Origin of the sequence: Nocardia sp. JW2, from assembly GCF_051843015.1 — a bacterium.
GTDB classification, from domain to species: Bacteria; Actinomycetota; Actinomycetes; order Mycobacteriales; family Mycobacteriaceae; genus Nocardia; species Nocardia coubleae.
In genome coordinates this window covers 18573-43349 of sequence record NZ_JBPXLK010000011.1, presented here as the reverse complement: position 1 = coordinate 43349, position 24777 = coordinate 18573, and the positions used below count along the sequence as shown (strand labels likewise).

The following is a 24777-nucleotide window of genomic DNA, read 5'->3' as shown; positions in this document are numbered from 1 at the left end:
ACGCGAGGCAGTATCCCGGGAGGTCGAGGTGAACCATGACACCGAGAACCCCCGTCATGTGCCGGTGCTGCTCGAGCGTGCCGACGACCTGCTCGGTCCGGCACTCGACGAGCCGGGCGCGGTCTACCTCGACGCGACCCTCGGCCTCGGCGGGCACGCCGAACACTTCCTGCGCACCTACCCGAACGCGCGGCTGGTCGGACTCGACCGCGACACCAACGCGCTGAAACTGGCCGGCGAGCGCCTTGCGCCCTACGCCGACCGGATCACGTTGGTGCACACCCGCTACGACGGCATCCCCGAGGCGCTCGCCGAGGCGGGACTGGCCGAAACCGGTTCGGTGTCAGCGATTCTCATGGATCTCGGCGTGTCATCGATGCAGCTGGACGAGGCCGACCGCGGCTTCGCCTACTCCGTCGACGCGCCGCTGGACATGCGGATGGACCCCACCACCGGCATCACCGCCGCCGACGTGCTCAACACCTACAGCCACGGCGACCTGGCCCGGGTGCTGAAAACCTATGGCGACGAACGGTTCGCGGGCAAGATCGCCTCGGAGGTGTTGCGCCGCCGCGCCGTCAAGCCGTTCAGCACCAGCGCCGAATTGGTCGAGGTGCTGTACGCCACCATCCCGGCCGCCGCGCGCCGCACCGGTGGGCATCCCGCCAAGCGCACGTTCCAGGCGCTGCGGGTGGAGGTCAACGGAGAACTCGACTCGCTGCGGGCCGCGCTGCCCGCGGCGCTCGACGCGCTGCGCGTGGGCGGGCGGATCTGCGTGATGTCGTACCAGTCGCTCGAAGACCGGCTGGTGAAGCAGGAATTCGCGCCACGGATCGTGTCCCGGTCCCCGATGGACCTGCCGGTCGAACTGCCCGGCATGGGACCGGAGTTCAGGATGCTCACCCGCGGCGCGGAAAAGGCGACCGAGTCCGAGATCGAGGCCAACCCGAGGTCCGCTCCGGTGCGGATGCGTGCGGCCGAACGGATCACGGAGAGGTCAGGGAGGACACAGGAGGGGACACGATGAGCGTGCGGACGAGCACCGTTGCCGTGCCGGGGCGTACCGCCCGGCGCGTGCAGGCGGCCGAACGAGTGAAGTCCGGTGCCGCGCAGCGGGCCTACGCGCGCAAACGCACCCGCCAGCAGCTGCTCGACGGGATATCGCTGCCCGATCGGTCCTCGACCATGGCCGGGCGCATCCCGTTCGTCACCGCGATCATCGGTCTGCTCGGTTGCGGTCTCGCGCTCACCCTGCTGCTCACCACCCGTGCCGCCGAGGACAGCTACCTGCTCGGCGACATGCGCGCGGACAACCGAACACTCGCCGACGAGCGGGCCGCACTGCAGCGCGAGGTCGCGGCCGCCGACTCGGCTCCCGAACTGGCCGCGCGCGCACGGGAACTCGGCATGATCCCGGCCAAGGATCCGGCGCGTCTGGTGATCGGTCCCGGCGGGGAAGTGACCGTGATCGGCACACCGACGCCCGCCCAAGGGGCACCCGCGCCGCCGTTGAACGGGCCGCCGACGACCACACAGAACCCGGCGCCGGGTCAGCAGGCGCAGGGCGAGCGGGTGGTTCCGGTGCAGCCGGGCACCCCGGCCACCGACCCCGCCGCTCCGAACAACACTCCGCCCGCCGTGCTCGCGGCACCGGGTGGCCAGGCCGGAGCGGCGAACGCGCCCGTGGTGGATCCGTCGCAGGCCCAGCCCGAATCGCCGCAGGGCGTACCGGGTTCGCCGCAGGCACAGGTCCCGCCCGCGGGCGAGGGCGCTCCCGTTGCACCGTCGGAGTCGCCGGTACAGGCACCGGCACCCCAACTGGTCCCCGATCGGGTGGAGGTGGCCGCGGCCCCGGCCGACACGCCGCCCCCGGCACCGGATGTCGCGCCGTTACCGGACGCGGGCCCGCCGAGCGAGACGCCGCAGATCGTCGCTCCCGAGGCGGGCCGATGAGGCAGAGCGGGCCCGCGTCGCGACAGCGACGCGGGCCGGTCTCGTCGAGGGCCCGGCGCAGCGGGTCGCTCTCGCCGGACCGGCCGATCCGGCTGCGCCTCGGCGTCGGCCGGGTCACCATGCTGGCCACCCTCGCCGTGGTCGCGCTGCAACTGCTCTACATCCAGAGCATCGCCGCACCGGGACTCTCCGCGCAGGCCGCCTCGCAGCGCACCACCAAGGAGACCGAGGCCGCCGTGCGCGGCCCGATCACCGACCGCTACGGCAACCCGCTGGCCTTCACCATCACCGCGAAAGCGCTGACGTTCCAACCGGTCCGGGTGCGCCAGCAGCTCGCCGACGCGAAGAAGACCAAGGAGAACGCGCCCGACCCCGAGCAGCGCCTGAAGGACATCGCGAAGTTCGTGCACGACAAGCTCGGCGCGAGCGGCCCGAAAGAGGAGGAGCTGCTCGACAAGCTGCGCAGCGACAAGCCCTTCCACTATCTGGCCCGCAATGTCGATCCCCGGATCGCCACCGAGATCACCACCAAGTTCCCTGAAGTCGGTTCCGAACGCCAGGACCTGCGCGAATATCCCGGCGGGGCGCTGGCGGCCAATGTGGTCGGTGCGACCGGCTGGGACGGGCACGGCCAGATCGGCCTCGAATCGGCACTCGACTCGGTCCTCGCCGGCACCGACGGTTCCCGCACCTACGATCGTGGCTCCGACGGCGCGGTGATCCCCGGCAGCTACCGCGACCAGCAGCCCGCGGTGAACGGGCACGGCGTGGAGCTCACCCTCGACGAGGACATGCAGTACTTCGTGCAGCAGCAGGTGCAGCAGGCCAAACAGCTCTCCGGCGCGGCCTCGGCCTCGGCGGTCGTGCTCGACGCCAAGACCGGCCAGGTGCTGGCCATGGCCAACGACAACACCTTCAATCCCGCACTGGGACCCCAGCACTGGGCCTCGGCGAACATGAGCAACCCGTCGGTGTCGGAGCCCTTCGAACCCGGCTCGGTGAACAAGATCATCACCGCCGCCGCCGCGCTCGAGTACGGACTGACCGACCCCGACGAAGTGCTGCAGGTGCCGGGTTCGATCAGGATGTCGGGCGTCACCGTCAACGACGCCTGGCAACACGACGTGGCGCCCTACACCACCACGGGCATCTTCGGTAAGTCGTCCAATGTCGGCACCCTCATGCTCGCGCAACGGGTGGGGGAGGACCGCTTCGCCGACATGATCGACCGCTTCGGTCTCGGCAAGCGCACCGGCATCGGCCTGCCCGGCGAGAGCCCGGGGCAGGTGCCCGCCCGCGACCAGTGGTCCGGCGGCACCTTCGCCAATCTGCCCATCGGCCAGGGCCTTTCGATGACGACATTGCAGATGACCGGCATGTACCAGGCCATCGCCAACGACGGCCTGCGCATCCCACCGCGCATCGTGAAGGCCAGAATCGCCCCCGACAACACCCGTACCGAGGAACTGCAGCCCGAGCCCGTGCGAGTGGTCAGCCCGCAGACCGCCGCCACGTTGCGCACGGTTTTCCAGGCGACCGTGCAGAAGGACCCGATGGGTGTGCAGATGGGCACCGGGCCGCAGGCCGCCGTGGAGGGCTACCAGGTGGCGGGCAAGACCGGCACCGCGCAGAAGGTCGACCCGGCGTGCCGCTGCTATTCGACCTCGTCGTTCTACATCACCTTCGCCGGGATGGCGCCCGCCGACAACCCGCGCTACGTGATCGGCATGATGCTCGACGCGCCGGTACGCAGCTCCGACGGCTCCGGTGGCGGGTCGGCCGCGCCGCTGTTCCACACCATCGCCTCCTGGGCGTTGCAGCGCGACCGGGTGCCGCCGTCGCCGGAGGCTAGGCCGCTGGTGCTGGAGGCCGGGCTCTGACGGTAACCTGACTCGTCGTCTTGCCCACGCGCTCGATCACTCTCAGAGAGGAGCCTTGTGCCCGCGCAGTCCAGCCCGCACGCGCTCCGGCCGAACACCCCGCCGTCGACGCCGCTGCAGGCCCTGCTGGAGCTCACCGGCGCCACCACACTCACCCCGGTACCGGCCGAGGTGACCGTCACCGGCATCGAGCAACGATCCAACGCCGTCCGCCCCGGTGACCTGTTCGCCGGCCTGCCCGGCGCCACCTCGCACGGCGCCCGTTTCGCCGCCGACGCCGTCGCGCGCGGCGCGGTCGCGGTGTTCACCGACGCGACGGGTGCCGAACTGATCGGCGAGGTGGCGGTGCCCGTGCTGGTGCGTGATGACCCGCGTGCCGTGCTCGGCGAGCTGTCCGCCGAGATCTACGGTCACCCCAGCGATCGCCTGCGCATCGTCGGCATCACCGGCACCTCCGGCAAGACCACCACGTCGTACCTGGTGGAGGCGGGTCTGGTCGCGGCGGGCCTGTCGACCGGCCTGATCGGCACCATCGAAACCCGCATCGGCGGGCAGCGGGTGCCGAGCGCGCTCACCACTCCCGAGGCGCCGCAGCTGCACGCGATGTTCGCGGCCATGGTCGAGCAGGGTGTGCAGGCGGTGGTCATGGAGGTGTCGAGCCACGCGCTGGCCCTCGGCCGGGTCGACGGTGTGCGCTTCGCCGTCGGCGCGTTCACCAACCTCTCCCAGGACCACCTCGACTTCCACAAGGACTTCGAGGACTACTTCGCCGCGAAACGCCGCCTGTTCGAACCGGACTCGCCCATCGCCGCGCGCACCTCGGTGATCTGTGTGGACGACGAGTGGGGCAGGCGCCTTGCCGCGGACCTCGCGGCCCCGATCACGGTCTCGACCGGCGACCCCGCGAACACCTCCCGGAGCCGCACGGTCGGCAGCTCTGATCGCGCGGCGCGCACCGACTCCGAGCAGCCCGGGCGCACCGGCGCATCCGGGGAGTCAGGTGCGGGGGCACCCGCCCACGCCGCGTCGACCGGTGCGGACTGGCAGGTTGTCGGTGAGGTGAAAACCACCGGCGGCGAACAGGAGTTCACCGCGGTCGGCCCGAGCGGCGAGCTGACCGTCCGTTTGCGCCTGCCGGGCCGCTACAACGTCGCCAACGCCCTGCTCGCCGTCGCCACCTGCGCGGCCGCCGGGGTCGATCCGGCGATCGCCGCGCCCGCGCTGGCCACCGTCGACGTGCCAGGCCGCATGCAGCGCGTCGAACGCGGACAGGACTTTCTCGCCGTCGTCGACTACGCGCACAAGCCCGCCGCGATCGAATCGGTGGTCGCCACCCTGCGCGCGCACCTCGCCGACGCGGGCCGCGGCAGGCTCGCGGTGGTCGTCGGCGCGGGCGGCGACCGGGACGCGGCCAAGCGCCCGCTCATGGGCGCGGCGGCGGCACGCGGTGCCGACCTGGTGATCGTCACCGACGACAATCCACGCACCGAGGACCCGGCGGCCATCCGCGCCGCCGTGGTCGCCGGTGCGCACGAACTCCCGGCCACCGACCGCGGCGAGATCCGCGAGATCGGTGACCGCGCGGCGGCCATCGCCGCCGCACTCGCCTGGGCGCGTTCCGGCGACGTGGTGCTCATCGCGGGCAAGGGCCACGAGGCGGGTCAGGAGATCCAGGGCGTCAAGCATCCCTTCGACGACCGTGAGGTCCTCGCCGCGGAGCTGGATTCTCTACTGGCACAACACAGTCCGCACACGGACTCGGAGGACTTGACGGTTTCATGATCGAGATGACACTGCGGGAGATCGCGGACGTCGTCGGCGGCGAGCTGCACGACGTACCCGACCCCCAGGCACTGGTGACCGGGTCGGTCGAATTCGATTCGCGCCGAATCGGTCCCGGTGATCTGTTCCTCGCACTACCCGGCGCCAACTCCGACGGACACGACTACGCGGCGAACGCGGTCGAGGCCGGAGCTGTCGCCGTGCTGGCGGCACGCCCGGTCGGCGTGCCCGCCATCGTCGTCGCGCCGGACGCGGGCACCGTGCCCGCCACCTCGGTGGCCCTGAGCCACGACGGCGACGGCTCCGGTGCCGCCGTGCTCGCGGCCCTGGCCGAACTGGCACGCGTGAGCACCGAGCGGCTGGCCGAGCGCACCGGTCTCACCGTCGTCGGTGTCACCGGGTCGTCGGGCAAGACCTCGACCAAGGACCTGCTGGCCGCCGTGCTCGCACCGCTGGGTCCTGTGGTCGCCCCGCCCGGATCGTTCAACAACGAACTCGGCCACCCGTGGACGGCCCTGCGCGCCGACGCCGACACCAAGTTCCTCGCCCTCGAGATGTCGGCGCGCGGCGTCGGCCACATCGCCGCTCTGGCCCGCATCGCGCCGCCGCGCATCGGTGTGGTGCTCAATGTCGGCACCGCCCACCTCGGTGAGTTCGGCAGCCGCGAGGCCATCGCGCAGGCCAAGGGTGAACTGGTCGAAGCACTCCCGGCCGAGGGCCTGGCCGTGCTCAACGCCGACGACCCGAACGTCGCCGCCATGGCCTCGCGCACGAAAGCGCGCGTGGTGACGGTCGGCCTGTCCGGCGACGCCGACATCCGTGCCACCGACGTGACCACCGACGACCAGGCCCGCGCCCGCTTCACCCTGCACGCGGGTGGCGAATCGGTGCCGGTGCAGCTGGCCGTGCACGGTGAGCACCAGGTTGGCAACGCGCTCTCGGCCGCCGCCGTCGCCCTGGAATGCGGCGCCGACCTGGCGACCGTGGCCCAGGCACTGTCCGGGGCGACGGCCGCGTCGGTGCGCCGGATGGACGTGCGGACCACGCCCGACGGCATCACCGTCATCAACGACTCCTACAACGCCAACCCCGACTCGGTGCGGGCCGCGCTCAAGGCGCTGGTCACCCTCGCCAAGTCGGGCCCCGAACCGCGCCGCAGCTGGGCCGTGCTCGGGGAGATGGGCGAACTCGGCGACACCTCGGTCATCGAACACGACGCGATCGGACGGCTCGCCGTGCGACTCGACGTCGACCGATTGATCGTGGTCGGCACCGGACGACCCTCCCGGGGAATGCACCAGGGAGCGGTGATGGAAGGCTCATGGGGCGAGGAGTCGATCCTCGTACCCGATATCTCGGCGGCCATCGCGCTGCTCGACGACGAAATCGCCGCCGGCGATGTGGTACTGGTCAAGGCGTCGAAAGCGGTCGGTCTGTGGGCCGTCGCCGAACACCTGACCAGGGCAGGGGAAGGTAGCTCGGAGGCAGCTCGATGAGGCAGATTTTGTTCGCGGCGGGGATCGCGCTCGCGGTGTCGATCCTGTTGACGCCGTTCCTGATCCGGGTCTTCGCCAAACAGGGCTTCGGCCAGGAGATCCGGGTCGACGGCCCGGCCAGCCATCAGGCCAAACGCGGCACCCCGACGATGGGTGGTGTCGCCATCCTGATCGGTATGTGGGCCGGATACCTCGGTTCGCACCTGATCGGCCTCGGCTACGACGCCGAGGGTCCGACGGCCTCGGGCCTGCTCGTACTCGGGCTGACCACCGCACTCGGTGTGGTCGGCTTCCTCGACGACTTCATCAAGCTGCGCAAACAGCGCAATCTCGGGTTGTCGGCGGCCGGTAAGTACATCGGCCAGATCAGTGCCGCGGTGATCTTCGCGGTGCTGGTGCTGCAGTTCCGGGCCGACAACGGGCTCACCCCCGGCAGCAAGCACATCTCGTACGTGCGTGACTGGTCGACGGTGTCGATGGGCGCGCTGGTGTTCGTGATCATGGTGTGTCTGCTGGTCGTGGCCTGGTCCAACGCGGTCAACCTGACCGACGGTCTCGACGGTCTCGCCGCCGGATCGATGAGCCTGGTGCTCGGCGCCTACGTCATCATCACCTTCTGGCAGTACCGCAACGCCTGCGCCACCAGCCCCGGACCCGGGTGCTACAACGTGCGCGACCCCCTCGACCTCGCGCTGGTCTGCGCGGCGGCCGCCGCCGCCTGCATCGGCTTCCTGTGGTGGAACGCCGCGCCCGCCAAGATCTTCATGGGCGACACCGGATCGCTCGCCCTCGGCGGCATGCTGGCCGGTCTGTCCATCACCACCCGCACCGAGCTGCTGATGGTCGTCATCGGCGCGCTGTTCGTCGCCGAGGCGGCGTCGGTGGTGCTGCAGGTGGCGGTGTACCGCACCACCCGCAACCGATTGTTCAAGATGGCGCCGTTCCACCACCACTTCGAATTGAGCAAGTGGGCGGAGACTACGGTGATCATCCGGTTCTGGATCCTGGCAGGCATCGCGGCCGCCGTGGGTCTCGGACTGTTCTACAGCGAATACCTGTCCCAGGTCGGGTGAGAGCGGAAATGGTAGAACACTCGCCCCGTGCCCTGCGTTCCCCGGGCCCCATGCTCGAATTCCTGCGTGGCCGTGACGTTCTCGTCGCCGGCTGGGGCGTCTCCGGACGCTCCCTGATCGAACCGCTGCGCGATATCGGCGCGCACCCCGTCGTCACCGACGGCGGCGCCAAAGCCCTGGCCGAGGCCGCCGAACTCGGGCTCGAGATCGCCACCACGGTGGAACTCGAGCACGCCGATCTCACGCGGTTCGCCCTCGTCATCACCAGCCCCGGCTGGCGGCCTGATTCGCCGGTGCTCGTCTCGGCGGTCACCGAGGGCATCCCGGTCTGGGGTGACGTCGAATTCGCCTGGTGGGTCGATCAGGCCCGCATCTACGGCCCGGTCCGTAAGTGGCTGGTGGTCACCGGAACCAACGGCAAGACCACGACCACCCAGATGACGCACTCGATCCTGCGCGCCGCGGGCATCGCCAGTGTGGCCTGCGGCAATATCGGCCTGCCCATCCTCGACGCCCTGCGCCGCAATCCCGGTCCGCAGGTGCTCGCGGTCGAGTTGTCGTCGTTCCAGCTGCACTGGGCGCCGTCGGTGCGGCCCGAGGCCGGTGTGGTGCTCAATGTCGCCGAGGACCACCTCGACTGGCACGGCGGGCTCGACGCCTACGCCGCCGCCAAGGCGCGTGCCCTCACCGGCCGCATCGGCGTGGTCGGCCTCGACGATCCGGTCGCCGGTGCGCTGGCGCGCAAGTCCAAGGCGCGGCGCACGGTCGGGTTCCGCGTGGGCGTGCCCGCCGACGGCGAACTCGGCGTGGTCGACGGCAAACTCCTCGACCGCGCCTTCACCAAGGCCGCGATCCTCGCCGAGACCTCCGACATCAGCCCGCAGGGGCCGGCGGGTATCGCCGACGCGCTCGCCGCCTCGGCGCTGACCAGGGCCATCGACGTGGCACCCCAGTTCGTGAAAGAGGGCCTGGCCGAACACAAGGTCGGCCCGCACCGCACCGCGTTCGTGCGGGAACTGGGCGGCGTCGACTTCATCGACGACTCCAAGGCGACCAACCCGCACGCCGCGCGCGCATCGATCCTCGCGCACCCGCACGTGGTGTGGGTCGCGGGCGGCCTGCTCAAGGGCGCTACCATCGACGACCTCATCGAGGAGGTCGCCGACCGGCTCGTGGGCGCGGTCCTGTTCGGGGCCGACGCGCCGGTGATCGCCGCCGCATTGGCGCGACACGCGCCCGAAGTCCCGGTCATCGCACTGGACGCGGGAGACGATGCAGACATGGAGTCGTCGAGATCGCAGCGTGCCGAAGCGGTGATGGGCCGCGCCGTGCGCGCCGCGGCGGGCATGGCCCGGGCGGGAGACACCGTGCTGCTGGCACCCGCGGCCGCGTCCCTGGACATGTACGACGACTACACCCACCGCGGACGCTGCTTCGTCGACGCGGTCACGGCACTGGAAGACGGTGACATCGGGCGGGCGCTATGACATCGACGGGCCAGACCACCCGGACCGGGGGGCGCCGGAAACGGATCGCCCCGCAGCCGGGATGGGCGGGGGAGCGTTTCGGCGCATGGCTGGCCCGTCCGCTCGCCTCGTTCCACCTCGTCGTCACCATCGCGACCCTGCTGACGGTGCTCGGCCTGGTGATGGTGCTCTCGGCGTCGAGCGTCGAGGCCTATGCCGGTGGTGGATCGGCGTATTCGCTGTTCATCCAGCAGGCCATGTTCGCCGGGCTGGGCGCCGTCGCGTTCTACATCGCGTTGCGGTTGCCGCTGCGGGTCCTGCGGCAGTGGTCGTTCCCGGCGTTCAGCATCTCGGTGATCGCGCTGGTGCTGGTGCTCATTCCGGGCATCGGCGCGGTGCACGGCGGCGCACGGCGGTGGTTCGACATCGGGCCCATCTCGATCCAGCCGTCCGAGGTCGTCAAGGTAACCCTGGTGGTATGGGGCGCGCACCTGCTCGCGTCGCGTCGCGGGGCACACCTCAAGGACATCCTGGTGCCGCTGGTGCCCGCCGGCCTGCTGGTGTGTCTGCTCGTGGTGCTCGAGCCGAACCTGTCGACCACGATCGCGCTCGGCATCGTGCTGATGGCGCTGCTGTGGTTCGGTGGGTTGCCGGTGCGGTTGTTCGTCGGGATCATGGTCAGCGGCTTGGTCGTCGCGTCGGTGCTGGCGCTGTCGGCCGGGTACCGGTCCGACCGGGTGCGCGCGTTCTTCAATCCCGGTGACGATCCCCAGGGCGCCAATTATCAGGCACGCCAGGCCAAGTACTCGCTGGCCGACGGCGGCATCCTCGGTCGCGGGCTCGGGCAGAGCCGCGCCAAGTGGAGCTACCTGCCCAACTCGCACAACGACTTCATCTTCGCCATCATCGGCGAGGAACTCGGCTTCCTCGGCTGCATGGCGGTGCTCGCCCTGCTGGCGATGTTCGTCTACACCGGCATCCGCATCGCGCTGCGCTCGGTGGACCCGTTCCTTCGCCTGCTCACCGCCACCGCGACCACCTGGATCACCGCGCAGGCCCTGATCAATATCGGCTACGTCGTCGGTCTGCTGCCGGTGACCGGTCTGCAGCTGCCGCTGGTGTCGGCCGGTGGTTCGTCGCTGGCGATCACGCTGTTCATGTTCGGCATCATCGCCAGCGCGGCCAGGCACGAGCCCGAGGCGGTCTCGGCGCTCAAAGCGGGCCAGGACGGCAGGCTCAGCAGGCTGTTGCGGCTTCCCGTGCCCGAGGTGTACACCCCGGCGCCGCGCAAGCCCGCGCCACGGGCGAAAACCGAACGCCCACGTCAGGCCCCACGCCGCCAACCCGATGCCCCGCGCAGGCGACGCGCGCCGGAAAGCCGCGGCACCAGTTCGCTACGGTCGACCAGAGCATGGGAACCGACCTATCCGATGCCACACGCTAGAGAACGAGGTAGATCCAAGTGAGTAGCCCGCGATCCGGGTTGTCGGTGATCGTCGCAGGCGGGGGAACCGCAGGCCACATCGAACCCGCGCTGGCGGTGGCCGACGCCTTGCGCAGACTCGACGATTCGATCCGGGTGACAGCACTCGGCACCGAGCGCGGACTCGAGACGAAACTGGTGCCCGACCGTGGGTACCCGCTCGAGCTGATCCCGCCGGTTCCGTTGCCCCGCAAGCCGTCGGCCGACCTGCTTCGCCTGCCCGGACGGGTGTTCTCCTCGGTGCGCGCCACCCGCGCGGTGATCGACCGGGTGCAGGCCGATGTCGTCATCGGCTTCGGCGGCTACGTCGCCCTGCCCGCCTACCTCGCCGCGCGCGGTATCGGCAGGCAGCGCCGGATTCCGGTCGTCGTGCACGAGGCCAACGCCAAGGCGGGCATCGCCAACAAGGTCGGCGCCAAGCTGGCCACCAAAGTGCTTGCCGCCGTTCCCGACTCCGGCCTGGCCGGGGCCGAGGTCGTCGGCATCCCGGTGCGCGCCGCCATCACCGAACTCGACCGTCCCGCGCTGCGCGCGCAGGCCCGCGAGCACTTCGGTCTGCCCGCCGAGGGCCCGGTTCTGCTGGTGTTCGGCGGCTCACAGGGCGCGCGCAGCCTCAACGAGGCGATCTCCGGCGCCGCACCGCAATTGGCCGCCGCCGGGATCTCGGTGCTGCACGCGCACGGCCCCAAGAACAGCGTCGAGGTGAGTACCGCCGACGCGCCCGCACCGTACGTGGCGGTGCCGTACCTGTCGCGGATGGATCTGGCCTACGCCGCCGCCGACGCGGTGGTCTGCCGCTCCGGCGCCATGACCGTCGCCGAGGTGTCGGCGGTGGGGCTGCCCGCGTTCTACGTGCCGCTGCCGCACGGCAACGGCGAGCAGGAGTTCAACGCGCGCCCCGTGGTGACCAAGGGGGGTGGCAGAATTGTCCCCGACGCCGAGCTGACCCCGAAATTCGTGATGGACGAGGTGATTCCGCTGCTGCTCGACCCCGCCCGACTCGCCGAGATGAGCCGCGCCGCCGCAGGCGCCGGTCACCGCGACGCCGCCGACACCGTGGCACGCATCGTCGCCGGGCTCGCCCGATGAGCGGTCAGCGGCCGGAGGCGGAAGCCGAGCGTGACCAGCCGGACCGTCCGAGCACGGGTACCGCGGTGAATGCCGCGGGTGAGCCCGTGGGTTCGGCGTTGCCCGCCGAACTCGCGCGGGTGCACATGGTCGGGATCGGCGGTGCGGGCATGTCCGGTATCGCGCGAATCCTGTTGGCGCGCGGCGGTGCGGTGTCGGGATCCGATGCCAGAGAGAGCCGTGGCGTGCTGTCGCTGCGGGCCCGCGGCGCGCAGGTGCGCATCGGGCACGACGCCGACGCGCTCGACCTGCTGCCCGGTGGCCCGACCGTCGTCGTCACCACCTACGCCGCCATTCCGAAGACCAACCCCGAACTGGTCGAAGCCAATCGGCGCAGCATTCCCGTGCTGATGCGTCCCACCGTGCTCGCCGCCCTGATGCGCGGGCACAAGACCCTGCTCGTCTCGGGCACCCACGGCAAGACCTCGACCACCTCGATGTTGATCGTGTCGCTGCAGCACTGCGGCGCCGACCCCTCGTTCGCGGTCGGTGGCGAACTCAACGAGGCGGGCACCAACGCCCACCACGGCAGCGGTGACATCTTCGTCGCCGAGGCCGACGAATCCGACGGTTCGCTGCTGCAATACGACCCCGACGTCGCCGTGGTCACCAATATCGAATCCGACCACCTCGACTACTTCGGCACCGACGAGGCCTACATCCAGGTCTTCGACGACTTCGCCGACCGGCTCGCCCCCGGCGGCCTGCTGGTGGTCTGCCTCGACGATCCCGGCTCGCTCGCTCTGGCCGAACGGGTCGCGCCCCGGCTCACCGAACGCGGTGTGCAGGTGCTCGGCTACGGGTCCGGCGACCTGACGAACGCGCCCGTGCCCGTCGGTGCCCGGCTGCTCGACTGGCAGCCGCGCGATATCGGCGGCATCGTGGAATTCCAGCTGGGCGGCGAGACGACGCCGCGCACGGTCCGCCTGTCGGTGCCCGGCAGGCACATGGCCCTCAACGCGCTCGCCGCGCTGCTCGCGGCCCGGGCGACCGGTGCCGACATCGACGAGATCGTGCAGGGCCTGGAGGGTTTCGGTGGCGTGCACCGCCGGTTCCAGTTCACCGGTCGCGAGAACGGCGTGCGCGTCTTCGACGACTACGCCCACCATCCCACCGAGGTGCGGGCCGTGCTCGAGGCCGCCGCGCAGCTCGTCGCGCAGGAGGCGCGCGACGGAGCGCGCATCGAACGCGGCCGGGTGATCGTGGTCTTCCAGCCGCATCTCTACAGCCGCACCGCCACTTTCGCGACCGAGTTCGGCACCGCGCTGAGCCTGGCCGACGAGGTGGTCGTGCTCGACGTCTACGGCGCGCGTGAGGAACCGCTGCCCGGCGTGAACGGTGCGCTGGTGGCCCAGTCGGTGACCAAACCCGTGCACTACCAGCCCGATATGTCGAAGGTCGGCCGTCAGGTCGCGGCGCTCGCGCAGCCCGGTGATGTCGTGATCACCATGGGCGCCGGCGATGTCACCATGCTCGGCAACCAGATCCTCGACGGCTTGCGGGCCCGCCCGCAGCAGGGCGGCCGGTGAGATTGCCGATGCCCGCGGCGCGCGGGTGGCACGGCTACCGGCTCTGGACGGCGGTAGGGCTGGTCGTCGTCACCGTGCTGGCGGTGCTCGCGTGGTTCACCCCGGCATTGTCGGTACGGACCGTGCGGATCGACGGCCTGACGGCCGTGCCCGAGGAACAGGTGCGCGAGCGGCTCGAAATCCCGGACGGGCGTTCGATGTTGCGCATCGACACCACCGCGATCGCCCGCCGCGTGGCCGCGATCCCCACGGTGCGCTCGGTCCGGGTGCAGCGGAAGTTCCCGTCGACGGTGCTGGTGACGGTCGTGGAGCGAACTCCGGTGGTGTACCTCGACGCTCCCGACGGCGCCCACCTGATCGACGCCGAGAGTGTGGAATTCGCGATCGAGCCGGCACCGCCGATCGGTGTGCCGAAATTGGTCACCGAGGGCTCGATGCCGGGGCCGGACGCGGCCCGCGCCGCCGTCGCCGTGCTGGTCACGTTGCCGCCCGCGTTGTCGGTGCAGGTGGGTGAGGTTGTCGCACGGTCGGTTTCGGATGTCTCGCTCAACCTGCGCGACGGAAGAAAGGTAGTGTGGGGCGGCACGGGCGACGGGGAGCGCAAAGCTGCCGTCGTAATGCCGCTGCTCACCCGGGAAGGCACCGTGTTCGACGTTTCGAGTCCGAATCTGGTCACGGTAAAGTGAGCGAAACTTCGGCGCGCCTGCGCCGGGATCGCGGTGGCTGCGAATAGCGTTCCGCAGCAGTCGGATACTTGACATAACGCCAACCCTATGGTTGAGGTTGAGGGTTTTAGATCGAAGGAAGGCGAGAGCCCATGACGCCCCCGCACAACTACCTTGCCGTGATCAAGGTCGTCGGTATCGGCGGCGGCGGCGTGAACGCCGTCAACCGGATGATCGAACAGGGACTCAAGGGAGTCGAGTTCATCGCGGTCAATACCGACGCACAGGCCCTGCTGATGAGCGACGCCGATGTGAAGCTCGATGTCGGCCGTGAACTCACCCGAGGACTGGGCGCCGGAGCCGATCCGGAAGTCGGTCGCAAAGCGGCCGAAGACCACAAGGACGAGATCGAAGAGGTGCTCAAGGGCGCCGACATGGTCTTCGTCACCGCAGGCGAAGGCGGTGGTACCGGAACCGGTGGCGCCCCTGTCGTCGCCAGCATCGCCCGCAAGCTGGGCGCGCTGACTATAGGTGTCGTGACCCGGCCGTTCTCCTTCGAGGGAAAACGGCGTGGGAACCAGGCCGAAGTGGGCATCAACCTGCTTCGCGAGTCGTGCGACACCCTCATCGTCATTCCGAACGACCGGCTGCTGCAGCTGGGCGACGCGGCGGTGAGTCTGATGGATGCCTTCCGGTCGGCAGACGAAGTTCTGCTCAACGGTGTTCAGGGTATTACCGACCTGATCACCACCCCCGGCCTGATCAACGTCGACTTCGCCGACGTGAAGAGCGTGATGTCGGGTGCCGGTTCGGCGCTCATGGGCATCGGCTCGGCGCGCGGTGAGGGCCGGTCGGTGAAAGCGGCCGAGACGGCGATCAATTCGCCACTGCTCGAGGCATCGATGGACGGTGCGCACGGCGTGCTGCTCTCGATCGCGGGTGGTTCCGATCTCGGTCTGTTCGAGATCAACGAGGCCGCCTCGCTGGTGCAGGAGGCCGCCCACATCGAGGCCAACATCATCTTCGGTACGGTCATCGACGATTCGCTCGGCGACGAAGTGCGCGTCACCGTGATCGCCGCCGGTTTCGACGGCGGCGGCCCCTCGCGGCGCGCGGTCGAGAACACCATGCAGACCGGCCGGTCCTCGTCCAACCCGATCGGCTCCGGTCGTGCGGGCGAGGTGGGACAGAGCCGCAGCACGGAGGCCCCGGCCCGGCCCACCGAGCCCGCCACCGCGGGGATGTCGAGCGGACGGGCGGCGGCGCCCAACTACCGCGACACCGAGCGGTATCGGGAGTCGGAGCGGCAGCGGGTCACCGAACAGGCGCTCAACCGCGTCAACAACCCCGAACCGCGCGACGACGGCGACGATGACGACGACATCGAGGTGCCGATCTTCATGCGCCGCTAGGCACGGACAACAGCGCCCGAACTCCCCGGTGAGTTCGGGCGCTTTCGCGTCTCCGGCTCAGCCCGGGGCCGCCGCGGCCAGCGGCCGGGTTGACCGATGTCACCCCGCACGCGCACCGATCGACCCGCCGACCGCACTACCCTCGAACCATGACTTCCGCACCCCCCACCGTGACCGTTCGCCGGGTGACCACCACCCGCGCCGGTGGCTTCTCCGTCGCCCCGTACGACTCGTTCAACCTGGGCGATCACGTCGGTGACGATCCGGAGGCCGTGCGCCGCAACAGGATCCGCCTGGCCGAGGGCATTGGGCTCACCCCGGACCGGCTGGTGTGGATGGAGCAGGTACACGGCCGCAATGTCGAGATCGTCGACGGGCCGCGCGCCGAACCGGTCCCGGTGACCGACGCATTGGTCACCACCGTGCCCGGCCTCGCCCTGGTCGTCCTCACCGCCGACTGCGTGCCGATCCTGCTGTCCGACGACGAGGCAGGCGTGATCGCGGCGGTGCACGCGGGCCGCATCGGCGCCCGAATCGGCATCGTGCCTCGGGTACTCGAGGCGATGGTCTCGGTCGGCGCCCGGGTGGAGCGCATCGGCGCCTTCCTCGGGCCCGCCGCGTCGGGTCGTCAGTACGAGGTGCCCGCCGCCATGCGTGCCGACGTGGAGGCTCACCTGCCCGGCAGCGCAACCACCACGGTCCGCAAGACCCCCGGCCTCGACCTGCGCGCGGGCATCAGCAGGCAGCTCACCGAGGCGGGCGTCGGCGGCATCGCCCTCGACCCGCGCTGCACCATCGAGGACAAAACCCTGTTCAGCCACCGGCGCGGCGCCCCGACCGGCCGCATCGCCGGTGTGATCTGGATGGACCCGACCGCATGAGCCCGCAGCACACCACCCGGCGAGGGGAGGCCGCATGACCCAGGAGACCTCGACCGGCACCGATCGCGCGAGCGAACTCTCGACCCGCCTGGACGGGCTGCTCACGCGGCTCGACGCCGCCGTGGCCGCCGCGGGCCGCCCCGCGGGCTCCGTCCGACTGCTGCCGGTGACCAAATTCTTCCCGGCCGCCGATGTCGACATCCTCTACCGCCTCGGCAGGCGCGAGTTCGGCGAGTCACGCGAACAGGAGGCCTCGGCCAAGGTCGCCGAACTGGCCTACGACGACGTCGAGTGGCACATGATCGGCCGCTTGCAGCGCAACAAGGCCCGCGCCGTGGCCCGATGGGCACACACCGTGCACTCGGTCGACAGCGAACGGCTGGCAAACGCGCTGGACCGGGCGGTGACCGACGCACAGGCAGCCGGCGAGCGTACCGCGCCCCTGCGGGTGCTGCTGCAGGTGAGCCTGGACGCCGACCCCGGACGCGGGGGTGTCGAACCGGCCGATCTACCCGCCCTGGCCGACCTGGTAGCGAAGGCCCCCGGACTGCATCTGGCCGGTCTGATGGCGATTCCACCCCTTGACGCCGACATTCATGCGTCCTTTGCGAAGCTTGCGACTTTGCACACTTCGCTGCTCGCGCAACACGCCGATGCCACCGAACTTTCTGCAGGTATGTCGGGTGATTTGGAGATCGCGGTCGAACACGGTTCGACGTGTGTGCGTGTCGGTACCGCCTTGATGGGCGCCCGACCGATAACCTCGGCGTAGCAAAGAAACCTCATCAGTCACATTCGACACATACGATTGGCCGACGAGGCGCTGAGCAAGAACTTCAACACCCGGCCGCCACCGGGGCCGAAGGAAGGTCGTCCAGGATGAGCACGCTGCACAAGTTCAAGGCGTACTTCGGCATGGTTCCGCTCGATGAGTACGAAGACGACTACGTCGACGATCACGCCTCGCGCGGCCCCGAGGAGCGCGCCGGCCGTACTCGCCCGCGCAGCTACGACCGCTACGCCGAAGATCGTTACGGCTCCGAACGTTTCGGCGACGAAGCCGACGACTTCCCCCAGCCTGCCTACAAGCCGGCTTACCAGGCGCGTCGCGACGACTACGTCGACGACGCCTACGCCGAGGATCGCTACGATCCGCCGCGGCGCCCGACCAGGATCGAGACGGCGCCCTCGTCGGGCCGTGCGTTCCGGGCGGGCGGGGTCGCGCCGGGGATGCGCGGCTCGACCCGTGGCGCGCTCGCGGTCGATCCCGACGCCGAGGAGCGCAGGTTGGAGGAGCGCTTGCGCCCCGAGCCCGCGCCCGTGCGGCGGCCCGGGATCTTCGAGGACGGAGGTCCCTTGTCCAAGATCACCACGCTGCGTCCGCGCGATTACAGCGAGGCCAGGATCATCGGTGAGCGTTTCCGCGAGGGAAACCCGGTCATCATGGACCTGGTCGACCTGAGCAACGCCGATGCCAAGCGGCTGGTCGATTTCGCGGCCGGGCTGGCGTTCGCGCTGCGTGGCTCGTTCGACAAGGTGGCCACGAAGGTGTTCCTGCTCTCACCGGCCGATGTCGACGTATCGGCCGAAGAGCGTCGTCGGATCGCCGAAAACGGCTTCTACAACCAGAAATAGTGACAATTCACGAACTGCCATGATGGCCGCCCGCGCACTGCGCGGCGCGGCCATTTTGCACGTCGCCGATTTTGCGGCAGAGTGAACCCGTGGCCCTGTTCGCGGTTCTGTACCTCGTGCTTTTCATCTTCTGGCTGTTGTTGATCAGCCGGGTGATCGTGGAGTTCATCCGCAGTTTCGCGCGTGACTGGCGCCCGACCGGCGTGGTGGTGATCGTGTTGGAGTTCATCTTCACCGTCACCGATCCGCCGGTGAAACTGTTGAGACGCTTGATACCTCCCGTGAATCTGGGCGGTATTCGGCTCGATCTGTCGATTATGGTTCTGCTCTTCGTCGTGTTCATCCTGATGTCCATCGTGGGTAGGCTCGGGCAGCCCGTGACCTCCGTGTGACACAATGAGTCGAGAAGACCGCTTGCTAGTTCTCCAAAGACCGCGTGAAGGGATCCTTCGATGCCGCTGACTCCCGCCGATGTGCACAACGTCGCGTTCAGCAAACCGCCGATCGGTAAGCGCGGCTACAACGAGGACGAGGTCGACGCCTTCCTGGATCTCGTCGAGCAGGAGCTTTCGCGCCTGATCGAGGAGAACGCCGACCTGCGTCAGCGGGTCGCCGAGCTCGACACCGAGCTAGCCGACGCCAAGAAGAATCGCGGGTCGGCCCCGGTCGCCGCCGTGAAGGCCCCGGTCCAACAGGCACCGCCGCCCGCACCAGAACCTATTCCGGCGCCGGTCCCGGCGGCGCCGCCCGCGCCGATGCCGGTGGCCGCGCCCGTCCGCGACAACTCGGGCCCCGACGCCAACATGCAGGCCGCGAAGGTCCTCACCCTGGCGCAGGAGATGGCCGACCGCCTCACCACCGACGCCAAGACCGAGGCCGAGAGCCTGCTGTCGAACGCGCGGGCAAACTCCGAGCGTCTGGTGGGCGACGCCCGCACCCGCTCCGAGGCGATGATCGCCGACGCGCGGCAGAAGTCCGACGCGATGCTGGCCGACGCGCAGAACCGCTCCGAGACCCAGATCCGCCAGGCCAAGGACAAGGCCGAGGCCCTCACCGCCGACGCCGAGCGTCAGCACGCCGAGATCATGGCGACCATCACCCAGCAGCGCACGGTGCTGGAAAGCCGGATCGAGCAGCTCAAGACCTTCGAGCGCGAGTACCGCGTGCGCCTGAAGTCCTACCTGGAGTCGCAGCTCGAGGAACTGGAGAACCGTGGCTCGGCCGTTCCGGTCGACGGCGGCGAGTTCGCGGGCGACACCAACGGATCGTCCAACAGTTTGGCTCCGGCCTCCTCCTTCGCCAAGGGCGCCAAGTAAACTGGAACCCGGGTCGCGCGGCGCAGCGCGTCGCGTGATTCGGGAACGCCCAGTTCGTCGGGCTGCTCGGTTGCTTGGGAGTCAGCATGCTCGTCTTGACGCTCGTTCTGGCCGCGATCGGATTCGCACTGCTCGTGGCGGCACTCGCCACCGGCTCGGTGGCGTGGGCGTGGGGCTGCATCCTGATCTGCATTATCGGCGCCGGCACCCTCCTGGTGAGCGCGCTCGCCGGTGGGCGACCCGAGAACGACCCGGTCCCGCCGGGACGGCATGCCCGCAAGGACTGACCGCGCGGAAATAGGCTGGACGAGCCCGGTTAGAATCGATTCACACACGGCGTTGATCCGGCCATCACCGGGGAGTCTTCGGAAGAACGGCGCACTCGCGCTCAGTAGAACCGAACGGGTGAGCCCGTCACAGCTCGCAACGAGAGGCTCGCGTGCTTTCCCGGCGCGGGCAAACGGGGTGGTACCGCGGTTTCGGCGCACCTGCGCCGGCATCGTCCCCGTGCCACGGATCCGCGCCGGCGGCGCGGCGGCACGAGGAGCATTCCGCAATGGCGGACGAGACAACCACCGGTGGCGCGTACCCCCGGGTCGATTTCGGTGCCGGTTCCGGCGCGACGTTCCCGGAACTGGAAACCACGGTGCTCGACTACTGGGCCCGCGACGACACCTTCCGCGCCAGCATCGACAACCGCGACGGCAACAGTGAGTTCGTCTTCTACGACGGCCCGCCCTTCGCCAACGGCCTGCCCCACTACGGCCACCTGCTCACCGGCTACGTCAAGGACCTGATCCCGCGCTTCCAGACCATGCGCGGCAAGAAGGTCGACCGGCGCTTCGGCTGGGACACCCACGGCCTGCCGGCCGAGATCGAGGCCGAGAAGCAGCTCGGCATCACCGACAAGTCGCAGATCGACGCGATGGGGCTGGCCGAGTTCAACGCCGCCTGCAAGTCCTCGGTGCTGCGCTACACCAACGAGTGGCGCGAGTACGTCACCCGCCAGGCGCGCTGGGTCGACTTCGACAACGACTACAAGACCCTCGATCTCGACTTCATGGAGTCGGTGATGTGGGCGTTCAAGTCCCTCTACGACAAGGGGCTCATCTACCAGGGCTTCCGGGTGCTGCCCTACAGCTGGTACGAGCAGACGCCGCTGTCGAACCAGGAGACGCGCCTCGACGACGCGTACAAGATGCGCCAGGACCCCGCGGTCACGGTCGACATGGTGCTGTCGGTCCCCACCGAGCACCCCCTGGCCGCGCTCGACGGCGCCAACGCGCTGATCTGGACGACCACCCCCTGGACCCTGCCGTCCAACCTCGCGATCGCCGTGCACCCCGACGTGCGCTACGTCCACCTCCAGGCCGTCGACGGCAAGCGCTATCTGCTTGCCGCCGAACGGGTTTCGCACTACGCCCGCGAATTCGGCGAGGAACCGGCCGTGCTCGGCGAGTACGACGGCGCCGCCCTGGCCGGGCTGTCCTACCAGCCGCCGTTCGATTTCTTCCTCGGACATCCGAACGCACACCGGGTACTCACCGCCGACTACGTCACCACCGACTCCGGCACCGGAATCGTCCACCTCGCACCGGCTTTCGGTGAGGAGGACATGGACGTTGCCTCGGCCAACGGCATCGAGATCGTGCAACCGCTCGACCCGGCGGGCAAGTTCACCTCGATGGTGCCGCCGTACGAGGGCCTGATGGTCTTCGACGCCAACCCGGTCATCATCAAGGACCTCAAGGCCGCCGGAAAACTGCTGCGCCACGAGACGATCGAGCACTCCTACCCGCACAGCTGGCGTTCGGGTCAGCCGCTGATCTACATGGCGGTGCCGTCCTGGTTTGTCGCGGTCACCAAGTTCCGCGACCGGATGGTCGAGCTGAACAAGCACATCACCTGGGTGCCCGAACACATCCGCGACGGACAGTTCGGCAAGTGGCTCGAGGGCGCGCGCGACTGGAACATCAGCCGTAATCGCTACTGGGGCAGCCCGATCCCGGTGTGGGTGTCCGACGACCCGGCCCACCCGCGCGTGGACGTCTACGGTTCGCTCGACGAACTCGAGCGCGACTTCGGCGTGCGCCTGGAAGACCTGCACCGTCCCGGCATCGACGACCTCACCCGGCCCAACCCCGACGACCCGACCGGGAAGTCGACCATGCGCCGGGTCCCCGAGGTGCTCGACTGCTGGTTCGAGTCGGGTTCGATGCCCTTCGCCCAGGTGCACTACCCGTTCGAGAACAAGGAGTGGTTCGACAGCCACTTCCCCGGCGATTTCATCGTCGAATACAACGGGCAGACCCGCGGCTGGTTCTACACCCTGCACGTGCTCTCGACCGCGCTGTTCGACTCGCCGTCGTTCAAAACCGTTGCCGCGCACGGCATCGTGCTCGGTGACGACGGCCTGAAGATGTCGAAGTCCAAGGGCAACTACCCCGACGTCAACGAGGTCTTCGACCGCGACGGTTCCGACGCGATGCGCTGGTTCCTGATGAGCTCGCCGATCCTGCGCGGCGGCAACCTCATCGTCACCGAGCGCGGCATCCGCGAAGGCGTCAGCCACGCGCTGCGCCCGCTGTGGAACGCGTGGACCTTCCTGCAGCTCTACGCCTCGAAGCCCGGTGTGTGGCGCACGGATTCGCCGAACGTGCTCGACCGCTACATCCTGGCCAAGCTCGCGGTGACCCGCGACGTGATGACCGAGGCGCTGGAGACCTACGACATCGCCGGTGCCTGCGACGAACTGCGCTCGTTCGCCGACGCGCTCACCAATTGGTATGTGCGCCGGTCACGTTCGCGCTTCTGGTCCGAGGACCGCGACGCCGTGGACACCCTGCACACCGTGCTCGAGGTGGCCACCCGGCTGGCCGCGCCGCTGCTGCCGCTGATCAGCGAGGTGATCTGGCGTGGGCTCACCGGCGAACGCTCGGTGCACCTGGCCGACTGGCCCGCCGAGTCCGAACTGCCGCACGATCCGGAGCTGGTCGCGGCCATGGACGAGGTGCGCACCGTGTGTTCCACGGTGCTGAGCCTGCGCAAGGCCAAGAACCTGCGGGTGCGCTTGCCGCTGGCCGAGGTGACCATCGCGGCGGCCGACGCCGAACGACTCGCCCCGTTCACCGCGCTGATCGCCGACGAGGTCAACGTCAAGAAGGTCGACCTGACCACCGATGTCGCCGCGCACGGCCGTTTCGAGCTGGCGGTCAACGCCCGCGCGGCCGGTCCGCGCCTGGGCAAGCAGGTGCAGACGGTGATCAAGGCCGTGAAGGCGGGGGAGTGGTCGGAATCGGCCGACGGTGTCGTCACCGCCGCCGGGATCACGTTGCTGCCCGAGGAATACACCCAGCGCCTGGTCGCCGCCGAACCCGAATCCACCGCCGCCCTGCCCGGCAATGCCGGTCTGGTCGTGCTGAATTCGGTGGTCACCGAGGAACTGGAAGCCGAGGGGTGGGCCCGCGACCTCATCCGCGACTTGCAGGAAACCCGGAAGTCGCAGGGTCTCGACGTGTCGGACCGCATCAGCGTGGTGCTCGAGGTTCCCGCCGAGCGGGCCGAGTGGGCCGAAACCCACCGCGACCTGATCGCAGGCGAAATCCTCGCGACCACACTCACATTCGGTGCGGTCGACGCGGACGCCCCGGAAATCACCGGTGGTGTGAAGGTGGCCCTCAGCAAGGCCTGAATCGCCCGTCCGGGGTCGGCCTCGCCCGGCCCCGGACACTATTTCCGACCGAAAATCGCAGGCTGACGGGATAGTTCGCGGGAAGGTTGCTGAAATGGCGACTTTCTCGGGCCACTTCGGGCACAATGGGTCGAGTTGCTGCACATGCGCATGGAACACGCTGAGGTGACAGCGACGGTTCGTGATGAGTGTCCTGTGGAAACGGGGCCGCGGCGGAAGTGAGCGCACCTCCGTCGCGGCACCGGATCGACGGGCGGCGTGCCGCGATCGGTGAGATGCCGCCCGGTAACCGACCAGTCGGCGACCCGTCGCCGGGACGAGGGGAGTCCACCTGTGCGGCGAAAAGTTCTGCGGCGCCTGCTGTTCGGATTCGTGGCGACGATCGCGACGAACCTCGTTCTCGCGGACAAACGGTGTTGACCGCTCGCCTGCGCCGCGCGGGAGCGGCGCAGGCGAACCGCTAGTCCACCAGCTGACGCAGCAGCGGCCCGTACTCGGGATGGGCCAGCGCCGAGGCAAATTGGGCGACCAGGTAGTCGGCCGGGTTGCCCGTGTCATACCAGCGGCCCTGGATCACCTGCCCGTACACCGCGTGTTCGGCGGCGTACTTGTTGATCGCGTCGGTCAGGTACACCTCGCCGGTGCGGTGGGTGTACCAGTTGTCGGTCTGCAGCTGCAGTTCGTCGATGATGCCCGGCGTCACCACGTACCCGCCGATGGCCGCGTACGCCGAGGGGGCGTCCTCGGGCTTCGGCTTCTCCATCAGCCCGGAGATGCGCAGCAAACCGTCGTCGAGGTCCTCGCGCACCACCGGCACGCCGTAGCGCTGCGACTCGCCCGGTTCCATCGGCATCAGGGCGAGCACCGGGCAGCCGGTGGACTCGTAGGCCTTGATGAGCTGCTGGGCGCGCGGTACCTCGGCGACGAACACGTCGTCGGGCCAGAGCACCAGCATCGGTTCGTCGCCCAGGTGGCGGGCGGCGTTGAGCACCGGGGTGCCGTTGCCGTACGGGCCGTGCTGGTCGAGGTAGGTGATGTGGCCCTCGCGCGATAGCTCACCCACCTCCTCCACGGCGTCGGCGTAGGCGGACTTGCCGTCGGCGCGCAATTGGGCGACCAGCGCCGGGTTCGGCCGGAAATGGTCCTGGATCAGCGACTTGCCACTGGTCACCACGATGGTGATGTCGGTGATACCGGAGGCGACCAACTCACGCACCGTGTGCTCGATGACGGGTTTGTCGCCGACCGGCAGCATCTCCTTCGGCGTCGCCTTGGTCAGGGGCAGCAGCCGGGAGCCGATTCCCGCGGCCGGGATAACAGCCTTACGGATCTTCATCACCCGATCATCACACATTTCGAGGTGTCTGTGCGGTGCCTCGGTGGCGGC

General features: G+C 69.4%; 20 protein-coding genes. 19 read left to right on the top strand and 1 reads right to left on the bottom strand.

Translation table 11 applies throughout. From position 1 onward, the window contains the following. Positions 1-28: 28 nt before the first annotated feature. The 19 genes from rsmH to ileS all read left to right on the top strand — a co-directional run bounded on the left by rsmH (position 29) and on the right by ileS (position 23390). Positions 29-1027, top strand: coding sequence for a 16S rRNA (cytosine(1402)-N(4))-methyltransferase RsmH (gene rsmH, locus ACSVDM_RS17260; protein ID WP_439266159.1), 999 nt, complete (start codon positions 29-31; stop codon positions 1025-1027). Further along, positions 1024-1953, top strand: a complete 930-nt coding sequence (locus ACSVDM_RS17255) for a hypothetical protein (protein ID WP_439266157.1) — start codon at positions 1024-1026, stop codon at positions 1951-1953. The genes rsmH and ACSVDM_RS17255 overlap by 4 nt, the downstream gene beginning before the upstream one ends. Next, the gene (locus ACSVDM_RS17250; protein WP_439266156.1) at positions 1950-3833 is read left to right on the top strand and encodes a peptidoglycan D,D-transpeptidase FtsI family protein; all 1884 of its coding nucleotides are present in this window, start codon (positions 1950-1952) and stop codon (positions 3831-3833) included. Before ACSVDM_RS17255 ends, ACSVDM_RS17250 begins: the two co-directional genes overlap by 4 nt. A 57-nt stretch (positions 3834-3890) precedes the next feature. Then, positions 3891-5615, top strand: coding sequence for a UDP-N-acetylmuramoyl-L-alanyl-D-glutamate--2,6-diaminopimelate ligase (locus ACSVDM_RS17245; protein WP_439266154.1), 1725 nt, complete (start codon positions 3891-3893; stop codon positions 5613-5615). Continuing rightward, entirely contained in the window at positions 5612-7111 is a 1500-nt protein-coding gene (locus tag ACSVDM_RS17240) for a UDP-N-acetylmuramoyl-tripeptide--D-alanyl-D-alanine ligase (protein ID WP_439266152.1), read from the top strand. Before ACSVDM_RS17245 ends, ACSVDM_RS17240 begins: the two co-directional genes overlap by 4 nt. Further along, entirely contained in the window at positions 7108-8184 is a 1077-nt protein-coding gene (mraY, locus tag ACSVDM_RS17235; protein ID WP_067497468.1) for a phospho-N-acetylmuramoyl-pentapeptide-transferase, read from the top strand. Before ACSVDM_RS17240 ends, mraY begins: the two co-directional genes overlap by 4 nt. 50 nt (positions 8185-8234) lie before the next feature. After that, on the top strand, positions 8235-9671 hold the full coding sequence (gene murD, locus ACSVDM_RS17230) for a UDP-N-acetylmuramoyl-L-alanine--D-glutamate ligase (RefSeq protein ID WP_067642884.1): 1437 nt from the start codon (positions 8235-8237) through the stop codon (positions 9669-9671). After that, a complete protein-coding gene (ftsW, locus tag ACSVDM_RS17225) occupies positions 9668-11116 on the top strand; it encodes a putative lipid II flippase FtsW (RefSeq protein WP_439266150.1) in 1449 nt (482 codons plus the stop codon). The genes murD and ftsW overlap by 4 nt, the downstream gene beginning before the upstream one ends. Beyond that, positions 11113-12222: an undecaprenyldiphospho-muramoylpentapeptide beta-N-acetylglucosaminyltransferase gene (gene murG, locus ACSVDM_RS17220; protein ID WP_225282263.1), complete on the top strand. Its 1110-nt coding sequence runs from the start codon at positions 11113-11115 to the stop codon at positions 12220-12222. Before ftsW ends, murG begins: the two co-directional genes overlap by 4 nt. Before the next feature lie 125 nt (positions 12223-12347). Then, entirely contained in the window at positions 12348-13790 is a 1443-nt protein-coding gene (gene murC, locus ACSVDM_RS17215; protein WP_439266373.1) for a UDP-N-acetylmuramate--L-alanine ligase, read from the top strand. Positions 13791-13798: 8 nt separating this feature from the next. Then, positions 13799-14476: a cell division protein FtsQ/DivIB gene (locus ACSVDM_RS17210; protein ID WP_439266371.1), complete on the top strand. Its 678-nt coding sequence runs from the start codon at positions 13799-13801 to the stop codon at positions 14474-14476. Between the two features lie 131 nt (positions 14477-14607). Then, complete coding sequence (gene ftsZ / locus ACSVDM_RS17205; RefSeq protein WP_067497477.1) at positions 14608-15867, top strand: cell division protein FtsZ; 1260 nt, start codon at positions 14608-14610, stop codon at positions 15865-15867. A 149-nt stretch (positions 15868-16016) separates the two neighbouring features. Beyond that, entirely contained in the window at positions 16017-16748 is a 732-nt protein-coding gene (pgeF, locus tag ACSVDM_RS17200; RefSeq protein WP_067642878.1) for a peptidoglycan editing factor PgeF, read from the top strand. 34 nt (positions 16749-16782) lie between these two features. Next, the gene (locus tag ACSVDM_RS17195) at positions 16783-17520 is read left to right on the top strand and encodes a YggS family pyridoxal phosphate-dependent enzyme (protein WP_067497483.1); all 738 of its coding nucleotides are present in this window, start codon (positions 16783-16785) and stop codon (positions 17518-17520) included. Positions 17521-17627: 107 nt separating this feature from the next. Then, positions 17628-18383, top strand: coding sequence for a cell division protein SepF (locus tag ACSVDM_RS17190; protein WP_067642872.1), 756 nt, complete (start codon positions 17628-17630; stop codon positions 18381-18383). 89 nt (positions 18384-18472) lie between these two features. Next, positions 18473-18775, top strand: a complete 303-nt coding sequence (locus ACSVDM_RS17185; protein ID WP_067497489.1) for a YggT family protein — start codon at positions 18473-18475, stop codon at positions 18773-18775. Positions 18776-18835: 60 nt separating this feature from the next. Then, on the top strand, positions 18836-19699 hold the full coding sequence (gene wag31 / locus ACSVDM_RS17180; protein ID WP_181699249.1) for a DivIVA-like cell division protein Wag31: 864 nt from the start codon (positions 18836-18838) through the stop codon (positions 19697-19699). Between the two features lie 86 nt (positions 19700-19785). Next, on the top strand, positions 19786-19986 hold the full coding sequence (locus ACSVDM_RS17175) for a hypothetical protein (RefSeq protein WP_439266146.1): 201 nt from the start codon (positions 19786-19788) through the stop codon (positions 19984-19986). A gap of 269 nt (positions 19987-20255) precedes the next feature. Next, positions 20256-23390 carry an isoleucine--tRNA ligase gene (ileS, locus tag ACSVDM_RS17170; protein ID WP_439266144.1) on the top strand — a complete coding sequence of 1045 codons (3135 nt, stop codon included), beginning with the start codon at positions 20256-20258 and terminating at the stop codon, positions 23388-23390. Between the two features lie 460 nt (positions 23391-23850). Here ileS and ACSVDM_RS17165 read toward each other — a convergent pair whose 3' ends face one another. Further along, positions 23851-24726, bottom strand: coding sequence for a UTP--glucose-1-phosphate uridylyltransferase (locus ACSVDM_RS17165; RefSeq protein WP_067497501.1), 876 nt, complete (start codon positions 24724-24726; stop codon positions 23851-23853). Positions 24727-24777 lie beyond the last annotated feature (51 nt).

Bases quoted from the DNA above. Each gene is read 5' to 3' on its own strand.
- ACSVDM_RS17255 (WP_439266157.1), top strand. From the start codon at position 1,024: ATGAGCGTGCGGACGAGCACCGTTGCCGTGCCGGGGCGTACCGCCCGG.
- ACSVDM_RS17250 (WP_439266156.1), top strand. From the start codon at position 1,950: ATGAGGCAGAGCGGGCCCGCGTCGCGACAGCGACGCGGGCCGGTCTCG.
- ACSVDM_RS17240 (WP_439266152.1), top strand. From the start codon at position 5,612: ATGATCGAGATGACACTGCGGGAGATCGCGGACGTCGTCGGCGGCGAG.
- mraY (WP_067497468.1), top strand. From the start codon at position 7,108: ATGAGGCAGATTTTGTTCGCGGCGGGGATCGCGCTCGCGGTGTCGATC.
- murD (WP_067642884.1), top strand. From the start codon at position 8,235: ATGCTCGAATTCCTGCGTGGCCGTGACGTTCTCGTCGCCGGCTGGGGC.
- ftsW (WP_439266150.1), top strand. From the start codon at position 9,668: ATGACATCGACGGGCCAGACCACCCGGACCGGGGGGCGCCGGAAACGG.
- murC (WP_439266373.1), top strand. From the start codon at position 12,348: ATGGTCGGGATCGGCGGTGCGGGCATGTCCGGTATCGCGCGAATCCTG.
- ACSVDM_RS17210 (WP_439266371.1), top strand. From the start codon at position 13,799: ATGCCCGCGGCGCGCGGGTGGCACGGCTACCGGCTCTGGACGGCGGTA.
- ftsZ (WP_067497477.1), top strand. From the start codon at position 14,608: ATGACGCCCCCGCACAACTACCTTGCCGTGATCAAGGTCGTCGGTATC.
- pgeF (WP_067642878.1), top strand. From the start codon at position 16,017: ATGACTTCCGCACCCCCCACCGTGACCGTTCGCCGGGTGACCACCACC.
- ACSVDM_RS17195 (WP_067497483.1), top strand. From the start codon at position 16,783: ATGACCCAGGAGACCTCGACCGGCACCGATCGCGCGAGCGAACTCTCG.
- ACSVDM_RS17190 (WP_067642872.1), top strand. From the start codon at position 17,628: ATGAGCACGCTGCACAAGTTCAAGGCGTACTTCGGCATGGTTCCGCTC.
- wag31 (WP_181699249.1), top strand. From the start codon at position 18,836: ATGCCGCTGACTCCCGCCGATGTGCACAACGTCGCGTTCAGCAAACCG.
- ACSVDM_RS17175 (WP_439266146.1), top strand. From the start codon at position 19,786: ATGCTCGTCTTGACGCTCGTTCTGGCCGCGATCGGATTCGCACTGCTC.
- ileS (WP_439266144.1), top strand. From the start codon at position 20,256: ATGGCGGACGAGACAACCACCGGTGGCGCGTACCCCCGGGTCGATTTC.
- ACSVDM_RS17165 (WP_067497501.1), bottom strand. From the start codon at position 24,726: ATGAAGATCCGTAAGGCTGTTATCCCGGCCGCGGGAATCGGCTCCCGG.